Source organism: Cryobacterium sp. PH31-L1 (assembly GCF_030063145.1).
Taxonomy (GTDB): Bacteria; Actinomycetota; Actinomycetes; order Actinomycetales; family Microbacteriaceae; genus Cryobacterium.
In genome coordinates this window covers 362,874-382,969 of sequence record NZ_JASISM010000002.1, presented here as the reverse complement: position 1 = coordinate 382,969, position 20,096 = coordinate 362,874, and the positions used below count along the sequence as shown (strand labels likewise).

Genomic DNA, 20,096 nt, shown 5'->3' with positions numbered 1-20,096 from the left:
TCCACGTTCACCGTTGCCACGGCGGCTGGTGCCACGGCGTGATCGGGTTTCCCGACCAGAGCGACCCGGTGGGCACCCGTTCACCGCGCATCACGAGCGAGCCCGGCCCCACTGTCGCGCCGGCCTCGATCGAAGCGGCCGGCAGGATCACGCCGTTCGGGCCGAGCGTCGATCCCTCGGCGAGTTCCACCGCGTCAAGCTGCATGATGCGATCGTGAAACAGATGCGTCTGCACAACACAGCCGCGGTTGACGGTGCTGCCATCGCCCAGCCGCACCAGGTCTGCTTCGGGCAGCCAGTAGGTCTCGCACCAGACGCCGCGCCCCACGGAGGCTCCTAGCGTGCGCAGCCACACGGCGAGGGCCGGCGTGCCCGAGGCTTTCTCGGCAAACCAGGGGCGGGCTACCATCTCGACGAAACTGTCCGACACCTCGTTGCGCCAGATGAATGACGACCAGAGCGGATGCTCCGACGCGTCGATCCGCCCGACCAGCGTCCACTTGACCACCGTCGTAACGCCGGCGGCTACCGCGCCGGCAGCGAGCATGACCACGCCCGACAGGCCGATAGCCGCGCCAAGGCCGAACTGCAGCCAGAGCAGGTCGAGCAGGGCGAGCACCAGCAGGGCGATCCAGGCGGTGGTGAAGCCGGCCACGATGCGCAGCAACTCCCACAGCGATCGGGCTACTTTCAGGCGCCCGGGAGGGTGGAAGGTGCGGGAGTCATCGGCATCCGTTTGCCTGCGACGCAGTCGCGACGGCGGGTTGCCGAGCCAGCTCGAGCCGCGCTTGGCCTTGCGCGGCGTCGACGACAGCACAGCGACCAGTCCGTTGCGCGGCACGGTGCGGCCGGGGCCGGCCATTCCGCTGTTGCCGAGAAAGGCCTTGCGGCCGATCTTGGCCGGGCCGATGTGCATCCAGCCGCCGCCGAGTTCGTAACAAGCCACCATGGTGTCGTCGGCGAGAAAGGCGGCGGGCGCGATGGTCGTGAGCGAGGGCAGCAGCAGCACGGTCGAGGCCTCGACGTCGGCTCCTACTTTGGCGCCGAGCAGGCGCAGCCAGGTGGGGGTGAGCAGGCTCGCGTAGACCGGGAACAGCACGGTGCGGGCGCCGTCGAGAATGCGTTCGGTCATCCAGACCTGCCAGCCGATGCGGCTGCGCACCGGGTAGTAGCCCTCGCGCAGGCCCAGGCCGAGGGCGCGCACAAAGCCGAGCACGAGCAGCGCGTAGGCGAGACCGCCGGCGATCACGGCGGCCGGCATGATGAGCGCGGCGCGCAGCACCGCCAGGCCGAGGCTGTCGGCGTGGCCGACGACGGCTCCGACGATGACCGCGCCGAGCACGAGGGCGATTGTGGGGATGGCGGTCATCGCGACCGACCCGGCCGCGAAGGCGCCGAGCCAGCGACTGGCCCGGGGCGGTCGTTCGGCCGGCCACGGGCGGCGGGCTGAGCCCACCCTGCGTGCCGGGGATCCGGCCCATCGCTCCCCCGCCGGCACCCGCGTTGAGACGGCGGCGCCGGGTTCGATCTCGGCGCCGTTGCCCACGTGGGCGCCGCCGAGCAGGGTGCTGCGCGAGCCGATACGGGCGTCGGCGCCCACGTGCAGGTGGCCGATGCGCAGCACGTCGCCGTCGATCCAGTGCCCGGCCAGGTCGACCTCGGGTTCGATTGAGGCCTGGGTGCCGATGGTCATCAGCCCGGTCACCGGCGGAAGCGAGTGCAGGTCGACGTCGGGTCCGATCTCGGCGCCGAGGGCTCTGGCGTAGTAGCTGATCCAGGGCGCCCCGGCCAAACTTGCGGCGTCGACGAGCAGCGCGATCTGCTCGGCCAGCCACAGCCGCAGGTGCACCGACCCGCCGCGCGGGTAATTGCCCGGCATCACGTCGTGCAGCAGCAGCCGTGCGGCAATCACGGCGATGAGCATCTTGCCGGGCGGCGTCACAAACAGGGCGAACCCGAGCGCGACCCACCACCACGACAGCGTCGGGGCAAAGCTGGCACCGTTCCGGTTCAGCAGGTTGTTGGCAATGGCCAGGTAAACCAGCCAGCGGGCGCCGCTCAGCACGTGCAGGGGAATACCGAGCACCGTCTGCGCGAACTGGCTGCGGGCAGGGGTCGGCAGCACCCGCCGCACGACGGGGGCTTCGACCGGGGTGCGGGCGTCGAGTTCGTCGGCGAGCGACCCGATGCGCGGGTGGTCGTAGAGGTCGGCGACGGTCGTTTCGGGGTGGCGGGCGCGCACCGCCGACACGAATTGCGCGGCCGAGAGTGAACCGCCGCCCTGGGCGAAGAAATCATCGTCGGGCCCGGTCACCGGTACGCCCAAAACGGATGCCCACGCCTCGGCCAGCCACGCCGCCGTCGGCGACAGCGCCACGACGTCTTCGGCCGAGGCGGGCAGGGGCCAGGGCAGCGCCGCCCGATCGACCTTGCCCGAGGTGCGGGTCGGCAGTGCGTCGACGATCGCCAGCAGCGGTACGAGTGCGGCCGGGAGCTCCTCGCGCAGCCGGTCGATCGCGGCCGGCCGGTCGAAGGGGGTGTTCTTTTCGGTGAGGGCGATGTAGCCCACGAGGATGTGGTTTCCGGCCGGGGTGGTCTGCACGACCGCGGCGCCGCCGGCCACTCCGGCGAGCGCGCCGAGGGCGGCATCCACTTCGCCGAGTTCGATGCGGCGACCGCCGAGTTTCACCTGGTCGTCGGCGCGGCCGGCGAAGACCAGGCCGGCGCTGTCGAAGCGCACGAGGTCGCCGCTGCGGTAGGCGCGGGCCCAGCCGAGTTGCGGGTGCGGCGCATACTTTTCTGAGTCTTTGGCGACGTCGAGGTAGCGGGCCAGTCCGACGCCTCCGATGATGAGTTCGCCGGTCTCGCCTTCGGCTACCCGCTCTCCGCGGGCGTCGACGACGGCGAGGTCCCAGCCGTCGAGTGGCAGGCCGATGCGCATCTCGCCGACGCCGTCGACGAGTGCGCCGCAGGCCACGACGGTGGCCTCGGTCGGGCCGTAGGTGTTCCAGACTTCGCGGCCGCGGGTCGCGATGCGGGCGACCAGTTCGGGCGGGCAGGCTTCGCCGCCGAAGATGAGCAGTCGCACGGCTTCGAGCGACTCTTCCGGCCACAGGGCTGCGAGGGTCGGCACGGTCGAGACGATGGTGATGCCGTGGGCGATCAGCCACGGGCCGAGGTCGGCGCCGCTGCGTACGAGGGAGCGCGGGGCCGGCACCAGGCAGGCGCCGCTGCGCCAGGCCAGCCACATCTCTTCGCAACTCGCGTCAAAGGCCACCGAGAGTCCGGCGAGCACCCGGTCTGCGGTGCCGATCGGTTCATCACGCAAGAACAAGCCGGCCTCGGCATCGACGAAGGCGGCGGCCGAGCGATGGGTGACGGCCACGCCCTTCGGCACGCCGGTGGATCCGGAGGTGAAGATGACCCAGGCATCATCGTCGGGGGTGGGAATGTTCTCGGTCGGAAAGACCAGCGCAGGGTCGTCGTGCGGCGCCACGGCTCGCCCACTCAGGGACTGCAGGTCGAGGCCGTCACGCGGTGTGAAGACGCTGTTCTCGCCGATGATGCCGACCACGTGCGCCTCGCTGAAGACTAGGCGGGCACGTTCCTCGGGGTCGTCGGCGTCGACCGGAACGTAGGCGGCCCCGACGAACAGCGTGGCCAGAATCGACACGTACAGGTCACGGGATCCCGAGGGAATGCGAATGCCCACGGTATCGCCGCGGCGCACTCCGACCAGGCTCAGCGCGTTGGCCTGCGCCTGCACTCGCCGCACCAGGCCGCGGTAGCTGATCGTGCCGGCCGCGTCTTCGAGGGCTAGAGCATTCGGATGCTGCGCTGCGGTTACCGCAAGAATGTCGGCCAGGGTGCGGGCTGGCTTGGCCCGGTGTCCCGCCGCGAGCACCGACTGGGCGCGCCCGCCGGGGACCGCTGGGCTGTGCTGGTGCTCGCTCACACGACTCCTCGTTCAGGTCGTGGCAGTACGGGACGCCGCGAAAGTATCAGTCTAGAACTTGCGGGTAACGGGCGGGTGAACTGTGCGGCACTCTCCGCTCAGCACGGGCATAGTATTTGCGTGAGGAGTCTTCATGAAACGCGTCTTCGCATCCGCTGCCCTGCTGGCATTGCTGTGCGTTGGACTCTGGGCTCGCCAGCCGGAGGTGGCGTTCGCGAAGACCCCGCCGCGACCCGCTCACGTCGTGATCGTTGTGCTCGAGAACCACTCGTACAGCCAGGTCGCCGATGAGCCCTATCTCACGAGCCTGCGGGCCAAGTCGGCGGTGATGACCAATTCGCACGGGGTCACGCATCCGTCCCAGCCGAATTATCTGGCGCTGTGGGCAGGGAAGTCGCTCGCGACCGACAGTTCCTGCCCGCACACCTTCTCGGCAGCGTCGCCCGTGGCGATGCCTGGCTTGAGACCAACATTGGCCCGTACGCAACATGGGCACTGACACACAATTCCCTGCTTATCATCACCTGGGATGAGAACGACGGCTTCGCCGGAAATCAGATTCTTACGTTGTTCGAGGGGCAGCAAGTCGTCGCCGGCCGCTACGACCGGTACGTGAACCACCACTCGGCACTCCACACGATCGAGGCGGCCTTCGGTCTGCCGCCACTCGGCGTCGCCGCCACGCCCATCACGAATATCTGGAAGTAGACGCCGGCGGCACCAGTTCGTCATATTCGGCCGCCTGCTCGGCGTACGCCAGAATCCAGGGCACGGCACTGCGGCGGATTTGTGGATACAGCGGGCAGCGCTCCCACAGGCCCAGAAAGACCTCGAGCAGCAGCCGTTCCGCTTGGGCCTGATTCGTGGTGCGCGTGAGAATCACCGCGTAAATGGGGAGCGCCATGATGTCGTACAGCTGGGCAAACGCCCGGCGGTTGCCCAAGGCTGAGCGCTGCAGCATCTTCTCAACCGCATCGGCATCCATGGCCGACACTCCACCGGCGCTGGGCCCCTCACTCGGCCCGATTGTGCGGGTCAGTTGAACACGTGCTCGCATGGCGAACCCCCAAAGTTCTCTCGTGTGCAATCGGGGTCCTGGACGGCATCTTTACATTAGTTGATGTCTTCTCATTTCGCTACCATTTCGGGCGCGATCCTTCGGATCCTGTTCGCGGCCGTTCGGGGTGTATTCCCGGCCCACTGGTTGCCTTCTCCCGGCTCAACTCCCGTTGGCGGGCGAGGATAATAGATGTTGATCCCGTCGGGGGACGAACGGAGCGCTAAACCATGAAACACGTATCGAACTCCACGTGGGAGCGCCTGAAAGAAGAGTCGGCCGTTCATCTCTACGACGAGCTGCATCACGTTGCGCAGGACACCAGCTCTGGCGCTGCCGACCCGGAGACGTCACCGATCACGGTGCAACGCCCCGTGGATTGATGACCCCGAGTCGGTGCCGGCAGGCCTCTGCCGTCCGTGATCTCCTGCCCGATCTAGGCCTTTGAAACGGATCCCCGAGCCAAGCGCACCGCGGAAACGGCCATCCGTGAAGCCCGTCTCAGCCGCTTGAGCAGACTCGCTCAGACAACCTACCAGGATGACTTCGTGTTGAAGGGCGGCGTGCTGCTGGCTGCGTATCGCCTCCGCCGTCCGACTAGCGACATCGATATGGACGCAGTCAACTTTCAAGTGGATGCCGCCCATTTCACCGTCGGAGCACTCGTCCTGCGCGGGCGCACGAACGAGACGTTCCCGACTACACCAGTTCCCGAGCCATAATGCTTGCTTCGCGGACCAGGCCGGCGTCGCGATCAACCTTCGCCGCCATCGTGGCCGCGTCATAGAGCAGGAAGAGTCGGGACACTACCTTTGTGGTCGCGTCCGTCTCGAGGATGTCCGCAATATGTGCACGGACGGCGGCCCGGTATCGCTCCGCGACCGTGCGGACTGCCGCGCACTCCGGCAGTTCGATCACCGCGTTGGTAAAGGGACAACCATAGTATGCGTGTGAATCCACCGCCCGCGCGAGTGCCTCGAACAGTGCTGCCACCCGCTCCCGCCGCGGAGTGAGCCGGTCGTCACGAGCGCGAGTTGACTCAACCCAGCCTTCCAGCTCCTGTTCCAGATAGGCCACCACGAGCGCTTCCTTGCTAGCGAAGTTGTTGTACAGACTGGCCTTCGCGACGCCGGCATCACGAACAACCAGGTCAATTCCGGTTGCATTGATGCCGCGTTCGTGAAAGAGACGGCTCGCGGAAGTAAGAAGTCGTTGCTTGGCGCTACGCGCGGGGGCACTGGAGCTGGATTCCATGACTTGAGATTACCAGACAGATCGGTATAGTTGTAAGTGGCCAGATCGGTCTACCTAGGAGGTTCATTTCATGTCGCACACCAAGATTGCCGTCGTCATCTACGAGCCGCTGAACTCTGACGGGTCACGCGTGTACCGGGGGCTGAAGACCGCCCTCGAGTTCAAAACAGCCGGTGACGACGTCGTGGTCGTCTTCGATGGGTCGGGCGTCGAATCCCTGGCAGCCATCTCAGCCCCGGCGCACAAGATGAACCCTCTCGCCGTCGCTCTTCAGGACAATATCTTGGGAGCCTGCGGATTTTGCGCAACATCCCACGGTGTCGCCGAGCCAATCACCACCAGCGGATGGGCGCTGCTCACGGACAACAAAGGGGAAGCAAGCATTCGCAATCTAGTCGTCGACGGGTACCAGATCCTCAACTTCTAAGCAACACACCCGCCCGTACGCGCACTCGGGCACACACTGGCACCCACTGGCACCCGGTATGACGGCTGAGAGTTCCCAAGCGTCATACAGACCGAAATAAATGGAAAGAAGAGCACTCATGGACCTGAACATTCTGAATCTCAACAACCGACGCGGAATCATCACCGGCGCCGGGCAGGGCATCGGCCGGGCACTTGCGCTGGAATTCGGGCGACGAGGAGGACATCTCCTTCTTGTCGGGCGCCAGCTCGACACATTGACCGAAACCGCACGTCTTGTTGCCGCCGAAGGCGGAACCACCGACATCCTCGTCGAGGACCTCACTCAGAGCGGCGCTGTTGAACGAATCGCACACGCAGTCGCTTCGTGGAACACCATCGACCTCCTCGTCAATAACGCCGGGAATGTGCGCGCAGGCAGGCTCGAATTGACCAGCGATGCGGACGTTCACTCGATGATCGATCTGAACCTCACCGCCCCGATTCTGTTGACCAAGACCCTGCTGCCCGCGCTTCGACAGAGCGCGACGGGAAACGGGAGCATCCTTTTGAACATTTCCAGCGGAATTGCGCTCGTGGGGATGCCGTTCTATTCGGTCTACGCGGCAACGAAATCGGGTATTTCACAGTTCGGCGAGTCACTCCGCCGCGAGCTGACCGGAACGGGCATACATGTTGCGACCGTGTACCCCGGCGCAACCGACACCGCAATGATGACCTCACAGAGTGCCGGAGCCGAACTCGGTTGGGGACGCCGACCACTCGACGACGTCATCACCGACCTGATAACCGCCCTCGAGGCCGGCGAGCACGAAATCAACACGGCACCGGAAGGTCGACGCGAGATGCAGGAACTCAACATCACCGACCCGATGGCCGTGGATGCCGCCCTTGCGCCAGGCCTCGAGGCCCTGGAACTCGCGGTACGCGACCACCGCAGCATCTAGCACCACAGAACACAGCTGACACCATCTCGCGTGGCCAACGCATCAATGCTCGGCGAAAGACTGTTCGACATGTCACCGGTGAAGCAGTGTTGGTGGACATCGATGGACGAAGCATCAGCACGAACGCTCGTGACGCCACCGATCGGCGCGCTAACTCTGACACGATGCGAAGCGCGCGCCGATGGGCCAGCCTTCGGGGCGCGGAATTCGCACCGAGGGTGATGATGGCAAATCAGACCAGGCTCATGAGCGCGTGGCGGATAGAAGCAGCCCCATGGCGAGTGGGGAGGCGCCTTCTGGAATGAACTGCTCACGGGCAAACAGCGCAACCGGCTCGCGTTCGGCGACGGCAACATCTACCTGGCCACGCCGACCCACGGCGACAGTTGGTTCGCGGGAGCCCGAAAATGTGTCGACGACGGTTGAAAAGTGAGCCAAAAGCGACGGTGAAAACTGAGCCACCCGATCACGATAGATGTGTAGGACCCGGGGACTTCCCTGACACTTCGTGGTCAGGACATGCCTGACAGTTTATCCTTCGCGTGGTTTAACTGGGGGCTGCGGGACCTTTCGGGGTCGGCCGCGTTTGTTGCAGTTGCCGTGGTCGGTGCCGACGGGGCCGAGGTCGACGATCTCACGGAGTAGTCGTCCGTCTTCGACGAGGTGCACGATGACGAAGTCTTTCGCTTCGGTGACACGGACTTTCTGACCCGACAGCGGCATCCCGACGTTGATCCGCCGCCTGCGGTATTTGATCGAACCGCTTGCGGAAACAATCAGCACGCGCGGTCCGGTGTTTCCTCCGCGGCGCACGTCGCTGGGGGTCATCTTCCGCGATGCGTCGTAGACGACTGAGGGCGTCTGTTGGTTGAGGGCGCGGTGTGGTCGTTCGTGGTTGTAGTACCAGCGGAATCGGTCACACAGTTCTTGCAATTCCTCGATCGTGCCAGCGGGGCCGTTGTCGGCATAGAACTCTTTGAAGGTGCGGTGGTAGCGCTCAAGCTTCCCGCAGGTCTGCGGGTGTCGGGGTCGGGAGTTGAGTTGGTGAATGTTCAGCGCGGCCAGGCGTTCCTGGAAGAAGACGGGCTTTTGTCCTTGCGGGATTTGAATTGCAGGCCGTTGTCACTGACATTGGAAACGCGAGCCACTTCACCGTTCCTCATTTACCGACATCCCAGCCGCGAGAATCAGGAGAATTGCAGGCTCCGATTGACCACGTGCAACTGACGTCGACGACAACTGATCATTCGTTACCGATACGAAAAAGACCGCTTGTGAACCGGCTAGTTGATCAATCCCCGGCTTCGTGCGACATCGCTAGATGCAGCCCCGCGATGCGGGCGGCGGTCCGAGCATCCGCTTCAGTCAGGCGGGTCGCCGGCACGCGGTCGAGGACCTTCTGCATAGCTAGCGACACGAAGAGCGTGGGCGACGACGTCACCGTGCACCTGACCGCCCGGCTCTCGTGAACGTTAACTACACCGAGCATCCCCTTCGAAACAGGAGAACTTGATGAAAGACACGATCATCGGCACCCATCCGCGAGCGCCCATCCTGGACGCGCCGACCAGATGCGAATGGCTCACGCGGGGCGGTTCTGTTTCCCGTCGAGCCACAGCGTGTCGGATGGGTCGCTGTGCGCGGCACCGGTGCCCACATGCTTGGTGTCGATCTTTTCGCCGTTCTTGATGACGTGCACCAGAGCCATGGCATAACCGCGGCCCAAGTCGAAGTCCGTTCTTAACCAATCGACGATCACCCCAGCTTTCGTCGACGGATCGTCGAAACCCTTCGCCTCGGCCAGCGCGATGAACTGGCGCGGGGTCAGTCCCGTCTTGTCTTCGATGTTGTCGAGGTACGCCTGGAATGACATCTCTACTCCTCTGCCGGTGGTGCTGAGAACTGTAGGTCGGTCGTGCCGCCCACTGGAAAGCTACCTTCGCCACGCTCTCGGGGCTGTCGCTAATCCAGACCGGGTCAGGATTTCGCACACCTAGGCCTGCTCTGCCAACCGTTTGATCGTGACGATGGCCTCCGCCCACATGCCGCGCATGTCGTCGGCCCACTCGTCGGGCACCTCGAGCTCAACGACGAGAGTCGTCACCCCGTCGGTCTCGCTGAACGAGTAGCTCTCGTGCAGCCCGACGGCGGGCCCCGCGCGGTTCTCGACGTCGTTCTCGATATCGCCGAGATAGCGGATAGACACGAACTCGTGGGGCCGATTCTCGACGATGGTACCGAAGAGACCGCTCGCCGTGCCGTCGGCGTTCGGGCCGAGGAACCGGATCTCGTCACCCTCGTTCCAGCTGCCCTCGTAGGTCGATCCCTCGTGGAAGGCGCCCGTCCATTCGCGATAGGTGTCGAGGTCGAGCATGACGTTCCAGACGTGCTGCGCCGGAGCGCCCACATCGACGCTGAATCGAAGACTCTCCATGGTCCTTGTATAACCGAGACACCCTGGCGGCGCAAGATCGCCTACAGGGCCGGTTGGTCGACGGGCTCCGCAACTCGGCGGTGTGGAACGGCGGAGGACAACACTCGTGCCCGGCGCCTGTGTGATTCGACCGCCGCTTCGACGAAATGGGTTACATGCGATCTGACGCCAGGGTCGCTTTGACCGCCTGATAGCCCAACCCTATTCGAGCAATCTTGGGCTGGCGCTAGTGTCGATTCTTGTCTGGAAGAATTGAGAGATGACCGTGACTCTTCAGCGAATTCTCACGAGCGAGTTCCCGTCGTGGTTGGACCGCAGCTGCACCGAATTCGTCGGTGATTTGGTTACCCAGGGTCGATCGCACGAAGAAGCTCAACGCGTAGCGGCGGAGAGCATGAATCGTTCGTTCCCGGATGGTGCTCCGAGCCCTGGCAATGAGGTCTTTCATGTCATGAACGAGGCCGGTGCGACCGTGGGATACCTGTGGATCGGACAGGATGTCAGCGCCGATCCAGGGGCGTGGTGGGTCTGGGACGTTGTCATCAACCCTGACCAGCGTGGTCATGGTTTCGGGAGAGCGGCAATGCTCATCGGCGAGGAATACGCACGCTCACATGGTGCGCATTCTCTCGGCCTGAGCGTCTTCGGATTCAACACCGGCGCCAGGGGGCTCTACGACTCGCTGGGGTACGAAACAACTTCGGTGAAGATGCTCAAGAACCTCATCTGAGCCTTCCGAAAGAGGCAGGAAGGCCGCATGACTCCAACTGCCACTTTCCTACTAGTCACCGTCGGCAAGATGGCCATACACTTCGCCACTGCCGGTTGGCGCCCCCAAGGCCTGGGATGGACGCCACGTAGACCAAACGGCTTATGCGGTAGACCTCCGGCCGATCGACGCTTGGAATCGGATCAGATATCCGTCCGGGTCCTGCACAAGAAACTGAGCCACACCGGCCTCGGACCCGCCTGTTCGGTACCATTTTGTCTCCGGTTCCATGAAGAGCGGCCAGCGAGCAGCACGGAGAGCATGTTCTAGCGGTTGGATCGACGCGACAGTGATCTGGAAATTGATGCCGCGACCGAATGGTTGCTCCAGCGCCGCCGGTATCCAGTTTCGTCCTGCGCCCCGTTGCTCGAGCATGATGTGCGCCCTGCCTCTGGTGATATAGGCAAACCCGTCGTCTGGGCGATCGTAGAAGACCTCAAATCCACAGAGACCGCACCAGAAATCTAAACTTTTGTCCAGTGAGGTGACCAGGAGCTCCGGGACGAGGTCTGGACCCGGCGTGGTTTCCGCGCTTGTCATGGGTTCATCGCAGTTCTTTTCGGAACCAGTGGTTTGCATACGGGTCCGCGTTGTGCGCTTCGCCCTCAATGAAGCCAAGCGACACATAGAGACTTCGAGCCTCAACGAGGTCGGTTCGCGTGTCTAACCGCAACGCGATAACCCCCAAGCCGCGGGATTCGCGTTCCAGAGTTTCCATGAGACGCCGCCCCACGCCGTTACCACGGGCAGTCGGCTCGACGAAGACTCGGGTCACCTCACCGATCGCTCCGGGGTGAACCCTCATTCCTGCGCAGCCGAGCACGGTGCGCCCCTGGCGGGCGAGCAGAAGGAGCCCGGTTGGAGCGATGAGGTCATCACTGGGGTACCCTGCCTGAGCGTCCAAGACCTCCTGCCGAGACGCGGGACGCCCGTGGAAGCGACCCACAATGTCCTCGTAGTATCGAAGGGACACACCCTCGGCTTCAGCGGCCGTGGGCAGTGCCGTAGAGATGAGGACCGGCAACGCACGCAACATGCCTTCCACCCTAGTTCCCGAGCCACTACGTGACTGTCTCGCACCCCGTTCACGAATGCTGACCGTAACCCGAACCCTTCTGGGTCAGGATGCGCCCACTACCTCGACCTTGAAGCCGGCTTCGTTTTCGAGGTATGCGGCGTAGTGGTCGGGGCCTCCAGCGTGGGGATAGCGATCCGCGTCGAGAGAACTCCAACCGTGGCCTATCGCTTCGCCAACAATGCGGTCGACGTCGGCCGCGGATCCTCCATGACGCGCGACGTGGTTGATTCCGGGGAGTCTCCGGTCATGCGCGTCGCCAGAGAGGGCCGGCGGTCGTGTGATCACAAGGTAGGCGTCACCACACGTCCAGGACATCCCGCCGTTCCACTCCTGATCGACCGACCATCCGAGCCTCACGAGGAGCCAGCTCCAGTGCCTTCGCGCGCTGTCGAGGTCAGCCACCCAAATCTCAATGTGGTGAACCCCAAATGCCATGTGGCCATCGGTCCATGGCGGAGCCGGTCGTGCCTCAAGGGGAACCCTCTAAGGGACGTGCGCGGCAGCCTTGCCGTCAATCCACCGATCGGGATCGGGATCGGGTTTTAGGTAGGCTGCGCGGATGCACGTAAGCCGCACGCATGCGCAGATTTTGACCGCGCCTGTTGAATTACCTCGCCATGCCGCAGAGTCGAGCGGTGTGATCGGAATTTTGGCGTCCATCGGTGGTCTGTTCAGCATTAATCCCATCGCGATGCATGATGGGGGAATGCTTGACGTGTTGTGCACCGCCTCCGAGCAGGCAGAATACGGCGAAGTGCTCGTTGTAGGGGATCGGCTGGAGCGACTCGCGGTCACGATCACCCCGAATTTCTACGGCACCGAGTTGGACGAAATCGAATTGGTCTTCGATCGCTTCGCCCAGGTCGCGAGCGGTGGGCGCAAAACTGCGACGATCTCGGGGGTCATCGTCTCCATCGACGCGGCTTATGTCAGCTTGACCCGAAAATCGCTGGGCTGGGCGCCGGCCGTGGAAACAGCGACTCTGGAACGGTTGGAGACGACCGCCGCCACTCGTCGGCCGGAGCGCCGGATTGTGTGGGGGGGGCGGCATCCGCGCCGGATGAGCACGGTCACGCGAATCGAACGGGATACCCGGTATTCGATGAGGGCGACGAGAGCTTCACTGGTTGGGTCATCACCCTCGCCGACGAACACGTTCGTCTCGCGGACGCTGTTTGACGGGCGATAAGGACGGACGCGCATCCTCCACCGGACAACTTCACCAAACCCTGGGTTTTACTGACCGTGCGAAGTGGGTTAGAAGATGCCAGCCGCTGGATTTTAGCATTGTTGCTTTCGCATTGTTGACGGAACGTCGGATCTCGTCCTAGTGTGCGGCGAGGGTCGCCGCGTCGTCCTTCCTCACCGTCTTTACCTTTGTAATAGTTGATCGCGCATCGAATCGCTTAACCCGTGTCCACGAACCGGGGCAAGGCCAGACACCGGTTTTCCAATCGCGCCACTACTTCTTGGATTCGAGTTTCCGGCTCTGGCCGCCTGATTCAGGTCGCAATCTTCACCGGATCCGCAACCTGTCACAGCCCCGTGTTCGCTAGACGTGTGGCCCTGCTCGCTCGTACGTTGGAGGAGGATCGTTCAACCTGCCAAAGGACTGACATTCGGCTCTGACGCGGCATCCGCTAAGAGTTCAGGGCCACACTCAACAGCATGACGAGCATGACCCGGGCCGCGCTGGTAAGCGGAGCATTCGTAGAACTAGCCGACGCACTGGTCGGCGAATATGACGTGCTCGATCTCTTGCACACCCTGGTCGACCAATGCGTGGTGTTACTTGACGCCACCGCAGCTGGCATCCTCCTGACGGACCACAACGGCAACCTGCAGGTTGTCGCCTCCACGAGTGAAGAAAGCCGGATCGTTGAAGTTTTGCAACGTGAAGCCGGAGCAGGTCCCTGCATAGATGCGTTCCGGACCGGGAAGGTCGTCACGCTCAGCGATATCGCCACCAGCGGGGATCTCTACCCCAGTTTTCAGGCCGAGGCACTGTCCCAGGGATTCCAGTCCGTTCATGCCCTTCCGATGCGCTTTCGTCCGCACACCATCGGGGCGCTGAATCTGTTTCGAACGGAGAAAGGCGTGTTGAGTGATGAAGACGCGACAATCGGCCAGGCCCTAGCCGACGTCGCTACAATCAGCATCCTCCATGAACGCACGGCTCGAGAGAACGCAACGACAAACGAACAGCTACAGCGTGCCCTCAACAGCCGAGTATTCATCGAGCAGGCCAAGGGAGTCATCGCTCAACGCAACGGTATCAACATGGATGAAGCTTTCCAGCGGCTGCGCGAGCACGCCCGCTCGCATCAAGAGCCGATGCACACAAGCGCCGCAAACGTGATCAGCAGTCGCATCATGATTTAGGCGCGGTGTCCCCATTCGCGATCCGCGTGCGCCGTGCGTTCGTGCAGGTCCTCGCTATAAACCTGACATGGGTTAGTTCTCCCGACCCTGTGGAGCCAAAAAACCCTACAGCCCAGTGTTTACAAGGGATGCAGGGCCGTATAGCGTCGTGCCCCTGGAGGGATTCGAACCCCCGGCCATTTCCTTAGGACGGAATTGCTCTTCCACTGAGCTACAGAGGCGGTTCGGCAAGTTTAGCCGGTCGCGCCGGTCCGCCCGCTCGATGGCGGGTCCGCTTCACCCGAACGCCTGTGGCCTTGGGCCAGCTAACTGGCCATGTGCACAATCTGAATGAGGTTGCCACACGTGTCGTCGAGAACCGCCGTGGTCACCGGCCCCATGACCGTGGGGTCCTGGGTGAAGCGCACCCCGAGGCCGCGCAGCCGCTCATACTCCGCCGGAACGTCATCGACAGCGAACTGGGTGAACGGGATGCCGTCGGCGACCAGGGCATCCGTGAACGGCTTCGCTGCCGGGTGGCGGCTCGGTTCCAGCAACAGTTCGGTACCCTCAGGGTTCTCCGGGGATACCACCGTCAGCCAGCGGTCCTCACCCAGCGGAACGTCGTTCTTTTTAACGAAGCCCAGCACCTCGGTGTAGAACCGCAGCGCCTTCACCTGGTCGTCGACGAACACGCTCGTAATGTTGATTCGCATGACCAAAAGCCTACGCGGCGGGCGCCAGGTAGGCATCCCATTCCTGCTCGGGCCTCTCGACGCCGCGTACGATCCAGGTCGTGCCCTGCGGCATCCGTGGGGTGAAGCGCAGCTCCCAGCCCATCTCGGCCGGGGTGTGGTCGCTCTTGAGGTTGTTGCAGCGCAGACAGCAGGCCGCGAGGTTGTCCCAGGTGTCGCGGCCACCGCGCGACCGCGGCAGCACGTGGTCGATTGTGGCCGCCGACTTGCCGCAATAGCAGCAACGATGCTCGTCGCGGCGCAACACCCCGCGGCGGCTCACCGGCACCAGGCGCGACATGGGGATGCGCACGTAGCGGGTGAGCAAAATGACGCTCGGACGATCCCACGAGCCCGAGGCCGCGAAAACGGGGTGGTTCTGATCCGACTGTACGATCGTGGCCTTCTGATTCATCACCAGAATGAGCGCTCGTTTGAACGAGACGACGGCGAGGGGCTCATAGCCCGCATTGAGTACCAGTGTGCGCATGCGCTCCCTTTCGAAGGAGGCTGGACGGCTTCCAGCCATTCGAACTACATCCAATGCGGAAAGAACAGGAGCGTGGCAAAGCGAAAAAGAGTACAAAAAAAGGCGCCGTCACAATGACAACGCCTTCTGGCTGCTCACACAGCTCTTCTCGCTCTGACAACTACGCCGAAAGCACTCGCGACCGCGCACATCCATGGTGTGGATAGTGCGTCGCTCATGCATTGGCTCTCCTCACGGCCCTACAAACTACATCAGGGCACTAGGTTAACCCACAAATGGCGCAACAGGTGAACCTGTATGCGCCATTTGTGTGAGCTGTTACCTAGTGTTCACGGGAGGAGGCGAACTAGATGCCGATCCGCACGATGTAATAATCGCTGGTCCAGATGGGCTGGATCCGCACGGACTGGCCTGTGTACGGCGCGTGCAGAATATTTCCGTTGCCCGCATAGAAGCCGTCGTGACCGTTCATGATCACGAGGTCGCCGGGCACGGCATCCTCGATCGAGATCTTCGTTCCGGCAGCTCCCTGGCCCACCGAAGAGTGCGGCAGGCTGATGCCGAACTGCGCGTAGACGTACATGATGAAGCCGGAGCAATCGAAGCCGGCCGGGGTGGCGCCACCGTAAACATAGGGTGTGCCCTGATACTGCGAGGCCACATTGAAAACGGATGCGAGATCAAAATTCGGGTAGGTCGGGTTGGCCAGGAAGTCGGCAACACTCGGGCCCGAATAGCTTGCGGCGTAGGAAGTCATCTGAGCGGCAACCTCGACACGGCGGGTTTCCGCGGCGGCGGCAGCAACGGCCGCAGCAAGTTCTTCGGGAGTGGTCGCGGTGAAACCCTCGCGAGCCACGCTCACGGTTGCGGCCTGCGCATCGACTTCAACAGCCTGCGCCTGAGCCTTGGACATCTCCGTGGACTCGGTGGCCTTGAAGGAGGCGTCCTTCGAACCGGGAGCGAAGGCATATGCCGGGAGAGCCATCGTGGCAACGAGGCCGGTGGCGAGAGTCATGACGACAATGTTGGCGAAACCGCCACGGCGCTTCTTCGGGGTCGCGCGCGGTAGTGCTCGGTGGGAGCGTGCCGACGATTCCACTTTTTCTAGGGAATCGGACGTTCGGCTCGGCCCGCGTTTAGACCTTCTGGTTCCTAATGCAGCCAAAGTTTTAACCTCCGGCGCCTCGACAACACTAGGTCGTTGTCCCGTCCACTTCGCTAATCGCGGGTGTGTTCCGAATCAAGAGACGGGGCGAGAAGGCGTCTTGACTAGAGTCCTTCGACCTTTTATGGTCTGTGGGACATCCCCGAGGCTACAAGAACTGCGCCCATTTGTCACCCTGAAGTAACACTTTTCTAACGGATTGGTAACGGACCGGCCAGCAGGTCGAGACGACTGGCTCGATTCGCTGCGCTTCGAACCCCGCGCGATGTCAGTGAGGGACCGGGCTGTAGCCGGTCGGCGTGGTCACGAAAATGTGTCCGGCTACCTCGTTGGGCAGCTCTAATCCGGCACCAAAACCCTCGACCTGTACTAAAACGTACGATCCGGCGGCCGAGAACGCCCCGGTCGCACCGGGCATCACGCCGCTCTGCTTGAGCTGCAGCAGCAGCTCCGGGTCGAACTGCACGGGTTCACCGAGCCGACGGATGACCGCGGTCACCGGCGCGGGCGAACTCGCCACCACCGACAGCACGTTGGTCACCCCGGCCATGAAGGCAACGGCCGCAGACTCACCGAACTCGTCGAGGCCCGGAATCGGGTTTCCGTAGGGCGATTCGGTTGGGTGACCGAGCAACTCCAAAATCTTGCGTTCGACCTGTTCGCTCATTACATGTTCCCAGCGGCAGGCCTCGTCGTGCACGAACTCCCACTCGAGTCCAATCACGTCGCTGAGCAGGCGTTCGGCCAGGCGATGTTTGCGCATCACGTGCACGGCCTTGCTGCGGCCGGCCGGGGTGAGTTCCAGGTGTCGATCGCCGGACACGATGACGAGGCCGTCTCGTTCCATGCGCGCGACGGTCTGCGAGACCGTGGGGCCCGAGTGCCCGAGGCGTTCGGAGATGCGCGCCCGCAACGGCACGATCTGCTCTTCCTCCAGGTCGAGGATCGTGCGGAGATACATTTCGGTGGTGTCGATCAGATCGCTCATCCGCAGCCCTTCGTTCAGCTCGTGCGCGCACCCCTCATCCGGTGACGGACAGGCGCCTCGTTGGCGGCCTCGGCGATGGCCCGCACAGCGTCACAAGCCTACCCGCCGCGTGGCAGGCAACTAGAATCGCCACATGGCCGACCTACTGATACCCACCGATCTGCTCCCCCTCGACGGACGATTCGGCTGCGGCCCCTCGAAAATTCGACGCGAACAGCTCGACCACCTGCTCGGATTCGGTACCGGAGTGCTTGGCACCTCGCACCGCCAGGCACCCGTGAAAGACCTCGTCGGCCGCGTGCGCGCTGGCCTAGCCGAACTCTTCAGCATTCCGGACGGCTATGAAGTCGTGCTCGGCAATGGCGGCTCGACCGCGTTCTGGGATGCCGCCGCCTTCTCCCTCATTGAAACCCGCGCGCAGAACCTGGTCTTCGGCGAGTTCGGCGGCAAGTTCGCCAAGGCTGCCGCTGCCCCCTGGCTCGAAGCCCCCGATGTGATCAAAGCCGACACCGGTTCGCGCAGCGACTTCGTGGTGCGCGACGGCATCGACGTCTACGCGTGGCCCCAGAACGAAACCTCGACCGGCGTCATGGCCCCGGTCACCCGGGTCGACGGCGATGCCGGCGCACTCACAGTCATCGACGCCACCAGCGCCGCCGCCGGCATCGACTTCGATGCCAGCCAAGCGGATGTCTACTACTTCGCCCCGCAGAAAAACCTCGCCTCCGACGGTGGCCTGTGGATCGCGCTATTCTCCCCCGCTGCGCTTGAGCGCGTTGAACGCGTTGCCGCGAGCGGCCGGTACATTCCGGAGTTCCTCAGCCTCAAGAACGCCATCGACAATTCGCGCCTGAACCAGACGCTGAACACGCCGGCCCTCAGCACCCTGTTGCTGATGGAAAACCAGATCGACTGGATCAACCAGAGCGGCGGACTGGCGTGGGCGTCCGCGCGAACGCAGGCATCGTCATCCGTTCTGTATGACTGGGCAGCCGGCGTCGACTACGCGACCCCGTTCGTGGCCGACCCCACGCACCGCTCGCAGGTCGTCGTCACGATCGACATCGACGACGCCATCGACGCCTCGGCCATCAGTAAGACGCTGCGCGCCAACGGCATCGTCGACACCGAGCCGTACCGCAAGCTCGGCCGCAACCAGCTGCGCATCGCGACCTTCACGGCGATCGACCCTGAGGACGTCAAGAAGCTCGTCGCGTCCATCGAGCACGTCGTCGGACACCTCGGAAACTAGCGAAGTAAGGATCGGGTCATGCGTCTCTGGTTGAAAGACAGCGAGCGTCGGCCCGATCCGCTGCCCGCAAGAACGGATGCCCGCAAAGCCCTGTTCGCGGGCACCATCGTCTGGCTGGTGGCTCTCGGCACCGCCCTCGTCGTTGAGGTCACGGCGCCGAGAGCGACAGGCTCAGGCGCGGCGAGCGCGCCGGGAGCGGGTTGGTGGCTGTGGTGCACTGTGATCGGCGTCGGCCTCGGCCTCGTCGGGCTCGCCTGGGTGCAGTTCCGCCGCCGCTAACGCCTCGTCGAAGTCGATGCCGTCGAGCGCGTCGAGCGAGTCATCCGCGTCGTCGTCCACCGACTCTGCGTCGTCGTCCGCGTCGTCGTCTGAATCGTCATCCGACTCGTTGTCGTCGTCATCGTCTGACTCGTCGTCGTCGGTGTCGTCAGCATCCGCTTCACTGTCGTCGTCACCTTCGTCGTCGACGAGGCGATCCGACCACGGCACCCACTCGGGTGCGAGCAGCGAGTCATCGCCGGGCGTGAGCTCGGTTTCGAGCACCTTCGGCTCGGAGCTCTCGTCGACCCGTGCGAGGCTGACGGTCCAGCGCCAGCCCGGGTAGCCCGTCATCAGGCAGTCGAACAGCAGCGACACCACCAGGTCGCCCTCGTCGATGTGGCCGATGACCTCGCCGATGGTGTCGTCGGTCGTGATCTCCAGCAACGCGGTTCGGGCCAGCTCGACGGCCGCAAGCAGGGTGGCGTCGGTCGGCTGCGTGGGTTCCGCTGCGGTGGGCAGAGCGTCCGTCAGCTCAGGCATCCAATTCCTCGGCAACCTTGCGAAGCATCGCCGCGATCTTCTTGCTGTGGCTCGACTCGGGGTAGCGTCCGCGCTTGAGGTTGGTACCGATACCGTCGAGCAGCTTCACGAGGTCTTCCACAATGATGGCCATATCGTCGGCCGGCTTGCGGTTGAACTTGCTCAGGCTCGGCGGTGCCTCGATCACGCGTACCGAGAGCGCCTGGGCGCCGCGTTTACCGTCGGCGATGCCGAATTCGAGCTTCGCGCCGGCCTTGACGGTTACGCCGGAGGGCAGGGCGGAAGCGTGGAGAAAGACTTCTTGACCGTCATCGGATGTGATGAAGCCAAAGCCTTTCTCCTCGTCGTAAAACTTGACCTTGCCGGTGGGCATCTGAACCTCACT

25 protein-coding genes and 1 tRNA gene are annotated in these 20,096 nt (G+C 63.6%); 10 read left to right on the top strand and 16 right to left on the bottom strand.

The features are described from left to right. Positions 1-7: 7 nt before the first annotated feature. Positions 8-3,955 (bottom strand): Pls/PosA family non-ribosomal peptide synthetase, encoded by a 3,948-nt coding sequence (locus QMF22_RS06180; RefSeq protein WP_502846909.1) that lies wholly within the window; start codon positions 3,953-3,955, stop codon positions 8-10. A 133-nt stretch (positions 3,956-4,088) separates the two neighbouring features. Here QMF22_RS06180 and QMF22_RS06175 point away from each other — a divergent pair, with 133 nt between their 5' ends. Next, entirely contained in the window at positions 4,089-4,454 is a 366-nt protein-coding gene (locus tag QMF22_RS06175) for a hypothetical protein (protein ID WP_283451685.1), read from the top strand. Continuing rightward, positions 4,337-4,663, top strand: coding sequence for an alkaline phosphatase family protein (locus QMF22_RS06170; RefSeq protein WP_283451422.1), 327 nt, complete (start codon positions 4,337-4,339; stop codon positions 4,661-4,663). Before QMF22_RS06175 ends, QMF22_RS06170 begins: the two co-directional genes overlap by 118 nt. On the opposite strand, the gene QMF22_RS06165 is transcribed toward QMF22_RS06170, so the two are convergent. After that, the gene (locus tag QMF22_RS06165) at positions 4,644-4,940 is read right to left on the bottom strand and encodes a sigma-70 family RNA polymerase sigma factor (protein ID WP_283451420.1); all 297 of its coding nucleotides are present in this window, start codon (positions 4,938-4,940) and stop codon (positions 4,644-4,646) included. The genes QMF22_RS06170 and QMF22_RS06165 overlap by 20 nt on opposite strands. Positions 4,941-5,242: 302 nt before the next feature. Between QMF22_RS06165 and QMF22_RS06160 the strand changes: the two genes are divergently transcribed. Next, complete coding sequence (locus tag QMF22_RS06160) at positions 5,243-5,395, top strand: hypothetical protein (protein WP_283451418.1); 153 nt, start codon at positions 5,243-5,245, stop codon at positions 5,393-5,395. 126 nt (positions 5,396-5,521) lie between these two features. After that, positions 5,522-5,734: a nucleotidyl transferase AbiEii/AbiGii toxin family protein gene (locus QMF22_RS06155; RefSeq protein WP_283451415.1), complete on the top strand. Its 213-nt coding sequence runs from the start codon at positions 5,522-5,524 to the stop codon at positions 5,732-5,734. Here the strand turns inward: QMF22_RS06155 and QMF22_RS06150 are convergent. Further along, the gene (locus QMF22_RS06150) at positions 5,712-6,266 is read right to left on the bottom strand and encodes a TetR/AcrR family transcriptional regulator (RefSeq protein WP_283451413.1); all 555 of its coding nucleotides are present in this window, start codon (positions 6,264-6,266) and stop codon (positions 5,712-5,714) included. The two genes, QMF22_RS06155 and QMF22_RS06150, sit on opposite strands and share 23 nt — an antisense overlap. A gap of 70 nt (positions 6,267-6,336) precedes the next feature. On the opposite strand from QMF22_RS06150, the gene QMF22_RS06145 reads away from it, so the two are divergent. Further along, positions 6,337-6,693 carry a sulfur reduction protein DsrE gene (locus QMF22_RS06145; protein ID WP_283451412.1) on the top strand — a complete coding sequence of 119 codons (357 nt, stop codon included), beginning with the start codon at positions 6,337-6,339 and terminating at the stop codon, positions 6,691-6,693. Positions 6,694-6,793: 100 nt separating this feature from the next. Further along, the gene (locus QMF22_RS06140) at positions 6,794-7,639 is read left to right on the top strand and encodes an SDR family NAD(P)-dependent oxidoreductase (protein ID WP_349357076.1); all 846 of its coding nucleotides are present in this window, start codon (positions 6,794-6,796) and stop codon (positions 7,637-7,639) included. Between the two features lie 531 nt (positions 7,640-8,170). On the opposite strand, the gene QMF22_RS17460 is transcribed toward QMF22_RS06140, so the two are convergent. The 3 genes from QMF22_RS17460 to QMF22_RS06120 form a co-directional block, all read right to left on the bottom strand. After that, positions 8,171-8,689: an integrase core domain-containing protein gene (locus QMF22_RS17460; protein WP_502846913.1), complete on the bottom strand. Its 519-nt coding sequence runs from the start codon at positions 8,687-8,689 to the stop codon at positions 8,171-8,173. 532 nt (positions 8,690-9,221) lie between these two features. Then, positions 9,222-9,512, bottom strand: coding sequence for a DUF4287 domain-containing protein (locus QMF22_RS06125; RefSeq protein ID WP_283451407.1), 291 nt, complete (start codon positions 9,510-9,512; stop codon positions 9,222-9,224). A 120-nt stretch (positions 9,513-9,632) separates the two neighbouring features. Continuing rightward, positions 9,633-10,073: an SRPBCC family protein gene (locus QMF22_RS06120; RefSeq protein ID WP_283451405.1), complete on the bottom strand. Its 441-nt coding sequence runs from the start codon at positions 10,071-10,073 to the stop codon at positions 9,633-9,635. 259 nt (positions 10,074-10,332) lie between these two features. Here QMF22_RS06120 and QMF22_RS06115 point away from each other — a divergent pair, with 259 nt between their 5' ends. Next, positions 10,333-10,803 (top strand): GNAT family N-acetyltransferase, encoded by a 471-nt coding sequence (locus tag QMF22_RS06115; protein ID WP_283451403.1) that lies wholly within the window; start codon positions 10,333-10,335, stop codon positions 10,801-10,803. Between the two features lie 141 nt (positions 10,804-10,944). Here the strand turns inward: QMF22_RS06115 and QMF22_RS06110 are convergent, their stop codons facing one another. The 3 genes from QMF22_RS06110 to QMF22_RS06100 all read right to left on the bottom strand — a co-directional run bounded on the left by QMF22_RS06110 (position 10,945) and on the right by QMF22_RS06100 (position 12,355). After that, positions 10,945-11,382, bottom strand: a complete 438-nt coding sequence (locus QMF22_RS06110; RefSeq protein ID WP_283451401.1) for a bleomycin resistance protein — start codon at positions 11,380-11,382, stop codon at positions 10,945-10,947. Positions 11,383-11,386: 4 nt separating this feature from the next. After that, positions 11,387-11,788: a GNAT family N-acetyltransferase gene (locus QMF22_RS06105; protein ID WP_502846912.1), complete on the bottom strand. Its 402-nt coding sequence runs from the start codon at positions 11,786-11,788 to the stop codon at positions 11,387-11,389. A gap of 174 nt (positions 11,789-11,962) precedes the next feature. Further along, positions 11,963-12,355 carry a VOC family protein gene (locus QMF22_RS06100; RefSeq protein ID WP_283451397.1) on the bottom strand — a complete coding sequence of 131 codons (393 nt, stop codon included), beginning with the start codon at positions 12,353-12,355 and terminating at the stop codon, positions 11,963-11,965. A 124-nt stretch (positions 12,356-12,479) separates the two neighbouring features. On the opposite strand from QMF22_RS06100, the gene QMF22_RS06095 reads away from it, so the two are divergent. Beyond that, positions 12,480-13,109 (top strand): hypothetical protein, encoded by a 630-nt coding sequence (locus QMF22_RS06095; RefSeq protein ID WP_283451395.1) that lies wholly within the window; start codon positions 12,480-12,482, stop codon positions 13,107-13,109. 479 nt (positions 13,110-13,588) lie between these two features. Then, complete coding sequence (locus QMF22_RS06090) at positions 13,589-14,302, top strand: GAF and ANTAR domain-containing protein (RefSeq protein ID WP_283451392.1); 714 nt, start codon at positions 13,589-13,591, stop codon at positions 14,300-14,302. Between the two features lie 149 nt (positions 14,303-14,451). On the opposite strand, the gene QMF22_RS06085 is transcribed toward QMF22_RS06090, so the two are convergent. The 5 genes from QMF22_RS06085 to QMF22_RS06065 form a co-directional block, all read right to left on the bottom strand. Beyond that, positions 14,452-14,523, bottom strand: a tRNA-Arg gene (locus QMF22_RS06085). 84 nt (positions 14,524-14,607) lie between these two features. Continuing rightward, a complete protein-coding gene (locus QMF22_RS06080) occupies positions 14,608-14,997 on the bottom strand; it encodes a VOC family protein (RefSeq protein ID WP_283451391.1) in 390 nt (129 codons plus the stop codon). A 10-nt stretch (positions 14,998-15,007) separates the two neighbouring features. Continuing rightward, positions 15,008-15,505: an HNH endonuclease gene (locus QMF22_RS06075; RefSeq protein WP_092112504.1), complete on the bottom strand. Its 498-nt coding sequence runs from the start codon at positions 15,503-15,505 to the stop codon at positions 15,008-15,010. A 346-nt stretch (positions 15,506-15,851) separates the two neighbouring features. Next, positions 15,852-16,520, bottom strand: coding sequence for a C40 family peptidase (locus QMF22_RS06070; RefSeq protein ID WP_283451388.1), 669 nt, complete (start codon positions 16,518-16,520; stop codon positions 15,852-15,854). A 418-nt stretch (positions 16,521-16,938) separates the two neighbouring features. Then, positions 16,939-17,658 (bottom strand): iron-dependent transcriptional repressor DtxR, encoded by a 720-nt coding sequence (locus tag QMF22_RS06065; RefSeq protein WP_283451386.1) that lies wholly within the window; start codon positions 17,656-17,658, stop codon positions 16,939-16,941. Positions 17,659-17,791: 133 nt separating this feature from the next. On the opposite strand from QMF22_RS06065, the gene serC reads away from it, so the two are divergent. Beyond that, positions 17,792-18,910 (top strand): phosphoserine transaminase, encoded by a 1,119-nt coding sequence (serC, locus tag QMF22_RS06060; protein WP_283451384.1) that lies wholly within the window; start codon positions 17,792-17,794, stop codon positions 18,908-18,910. A gap of 171 nt (positions 18,911-19,081) precedes the next feature. On the opposite strand, the gene QMF22_RS06055 is transcribed toward serC, so the two are convergent. Further along, positions 19,082-19,711: a DUF3027 domain-containing protein gene (locus tag QMF22_RS06055; RefSeq protein ID WP_283451382.1), complete on the bottom strand. Its 630-nt coding sequence runs from the start codon at positions 19,709-19,711 to the stop codon at positions 19,082-19,084. Then, positions 19,704-20,084 carry a cold-shock protein gene (locus tag QMF22_RS06050; protein ID WP_092112494.1) on the bottom strand — a complete coding sequence of 127 codons (381 nt, stop codon included), beginning with the start codon at positions 20,082-20,084 and terminating at the stop codon, positions 19,704-19,706. The genes QMF22_RS06055 and QMF22_RS06050 overlap by 8 nt, the downstream gene beginning before the upstream one ends. Between the last annotated feature and the right edge of the window lie 12 nt (positions 20,085-20,096).

Excerpts from the sequence above, each read along its gene's own strand:
- QMF22_RS06175 (WP_283451685.1), top strand. The coding sequence starts at position 4,089 with ATGAAACGCGTCTTCGCATCCGCTGCCCTGCTGGCATTGCTGTGCGTT.
- QMF22_RS06165 (WP_283451420.1), bottom strand. The coding sequence starts at position 4,940 with ATGGATGCCGATGCGGTTGAGAAGATGCTGCAGCGCTCAGCCTTGGGC.
- QMF22_RS06160 (WP_283451418.1), top strand. The coding sequence starts at position 5,243 with ATGAAACACGTATCGAACTCCACGTGGGAGCGCCTGAAAGAAGAGTCG.
- QMF22_RS06150 (WP_283451413.1), bottom strand. The coding sequence starts at position 6,266 with ATGGAATCCAGCTCCAGTGCCCCCGCGCGTAGCGCCAAGCAACGACTT.
- QMF22_RS06145 (WP_283451412.1), top strand. The coding sequence starts at position 6,337 with ATGTCGCACACCAAGATTGCCGTCGTCATCTACGAGCCGCTGAACTCT.
- QMF22_RS06140 (WP_349357076.1), top strand. The coding sequence starts at position 6,794 with ATGGAAAGAAGAGCACTCATGGACCTGAACATTCTGAATCTCAACAAC.
- QMF22_RS06125 (WP_283451407.1), bottom strand. The coding sequence starts at position 9,512 with ATGTCATTCCAGGCGTACCTCGACAACATCGAAGACAAGACGGGACTG.
- QMF22_RS06120 (WP_283451405.1), bottom strand. The coding sequence starts at position 10,073 with ATGGAGAGTCTTCGATTCAGCGTCGATGTGGGCGCTCCGGCGCAGCAC.
- QMF22_RS06115 (WP_283451403.1), top strand. The coding sequence starts at position 10,333 with ATGACCGTGACTCTTCAGCGAATTCTCACGAGCGAGTTCCCGTCGTGG.
- QMF22_RS06110 (WP_283451401.1), bottom strand. The coding sequence starts at position 11,382 with ATGACAAGCGCGGAAACCACGCCGGGTCCAGACCTCGTCCCGGAGCTC.
- QMF22_RS06100 (WP_283451397.1), bottom strand. The coding sequence starts at position 12,355 with ATGGCATTTGGGGTTCACCACATTGAGATTTGGGTGGCTGACCTCGAC.
- QMF22_RS06095 (WP_283451395.1), top strand. The coding sequence starts at position 12,480 with ATGCACGTAAGCCGCACGCATGCGCAGATTTTGACCGCGCCTGTTGAA.
- QMF22_RS06090 (WP_283451392.1), top strand. The coding sequence starts at position 13,589 with ATGACGAGCATGACCCGGGCCGCGCTGGTAAGCGGAGCATTCGTAGAA.
- QMF22_RS06080 (WP_283451391.1), bottom strand. The coding sequence starts at position 14,997 with ATGCGAATCAACATTACGAGCGTGTTCGTCGACGACCAGGTGAAGGCG.
- QMF22_RS06075 (WP_092112504.1), bottom strand. The coding sequence starts at position 15,505 with ATGCGCACACTGGTACTCAATGCGGGCTATGAGCCCCTCGCCGTCGTC.
- QMF22_RS06070 (WP_283451388.1), bottom strand. The coding sequence starts at position 16,520 with ATGACTCTCGCCACCGGCCTCGTTGCCACGATGGCTCTCCCGGCATAT.
- QMF22_RS06065 (WP_283451386.1), bottom strand. The coding sequence starts at position 17,658 with ATGAGCGATCTGATCGACACCACCGAAATGTATCTCCGCACGATCCTC.
- serC (WP_283451384.1), top strand. The coding sequence starts at position 17,792 with ATGGCCGACCTACTGATACCCACCGATCTGCTCCCCCTCGACGGACGA.
- QMF22_RS06055 (WP_283451382.1), bottom strand. The coding sequence starts at position 19,711 with ATGCCTGAGCTGACGGACGCTCTGCCCACCGCAGCGGAACCCACGCAG.
- QMF22_RS06050 (WP_092112494.1), bottom strand. The coding sequence starts at position 20,084 with ATGCCCACCGGCAAGGTCAAGTTTTACGACGAGGAGAAAGGCTTTGGC.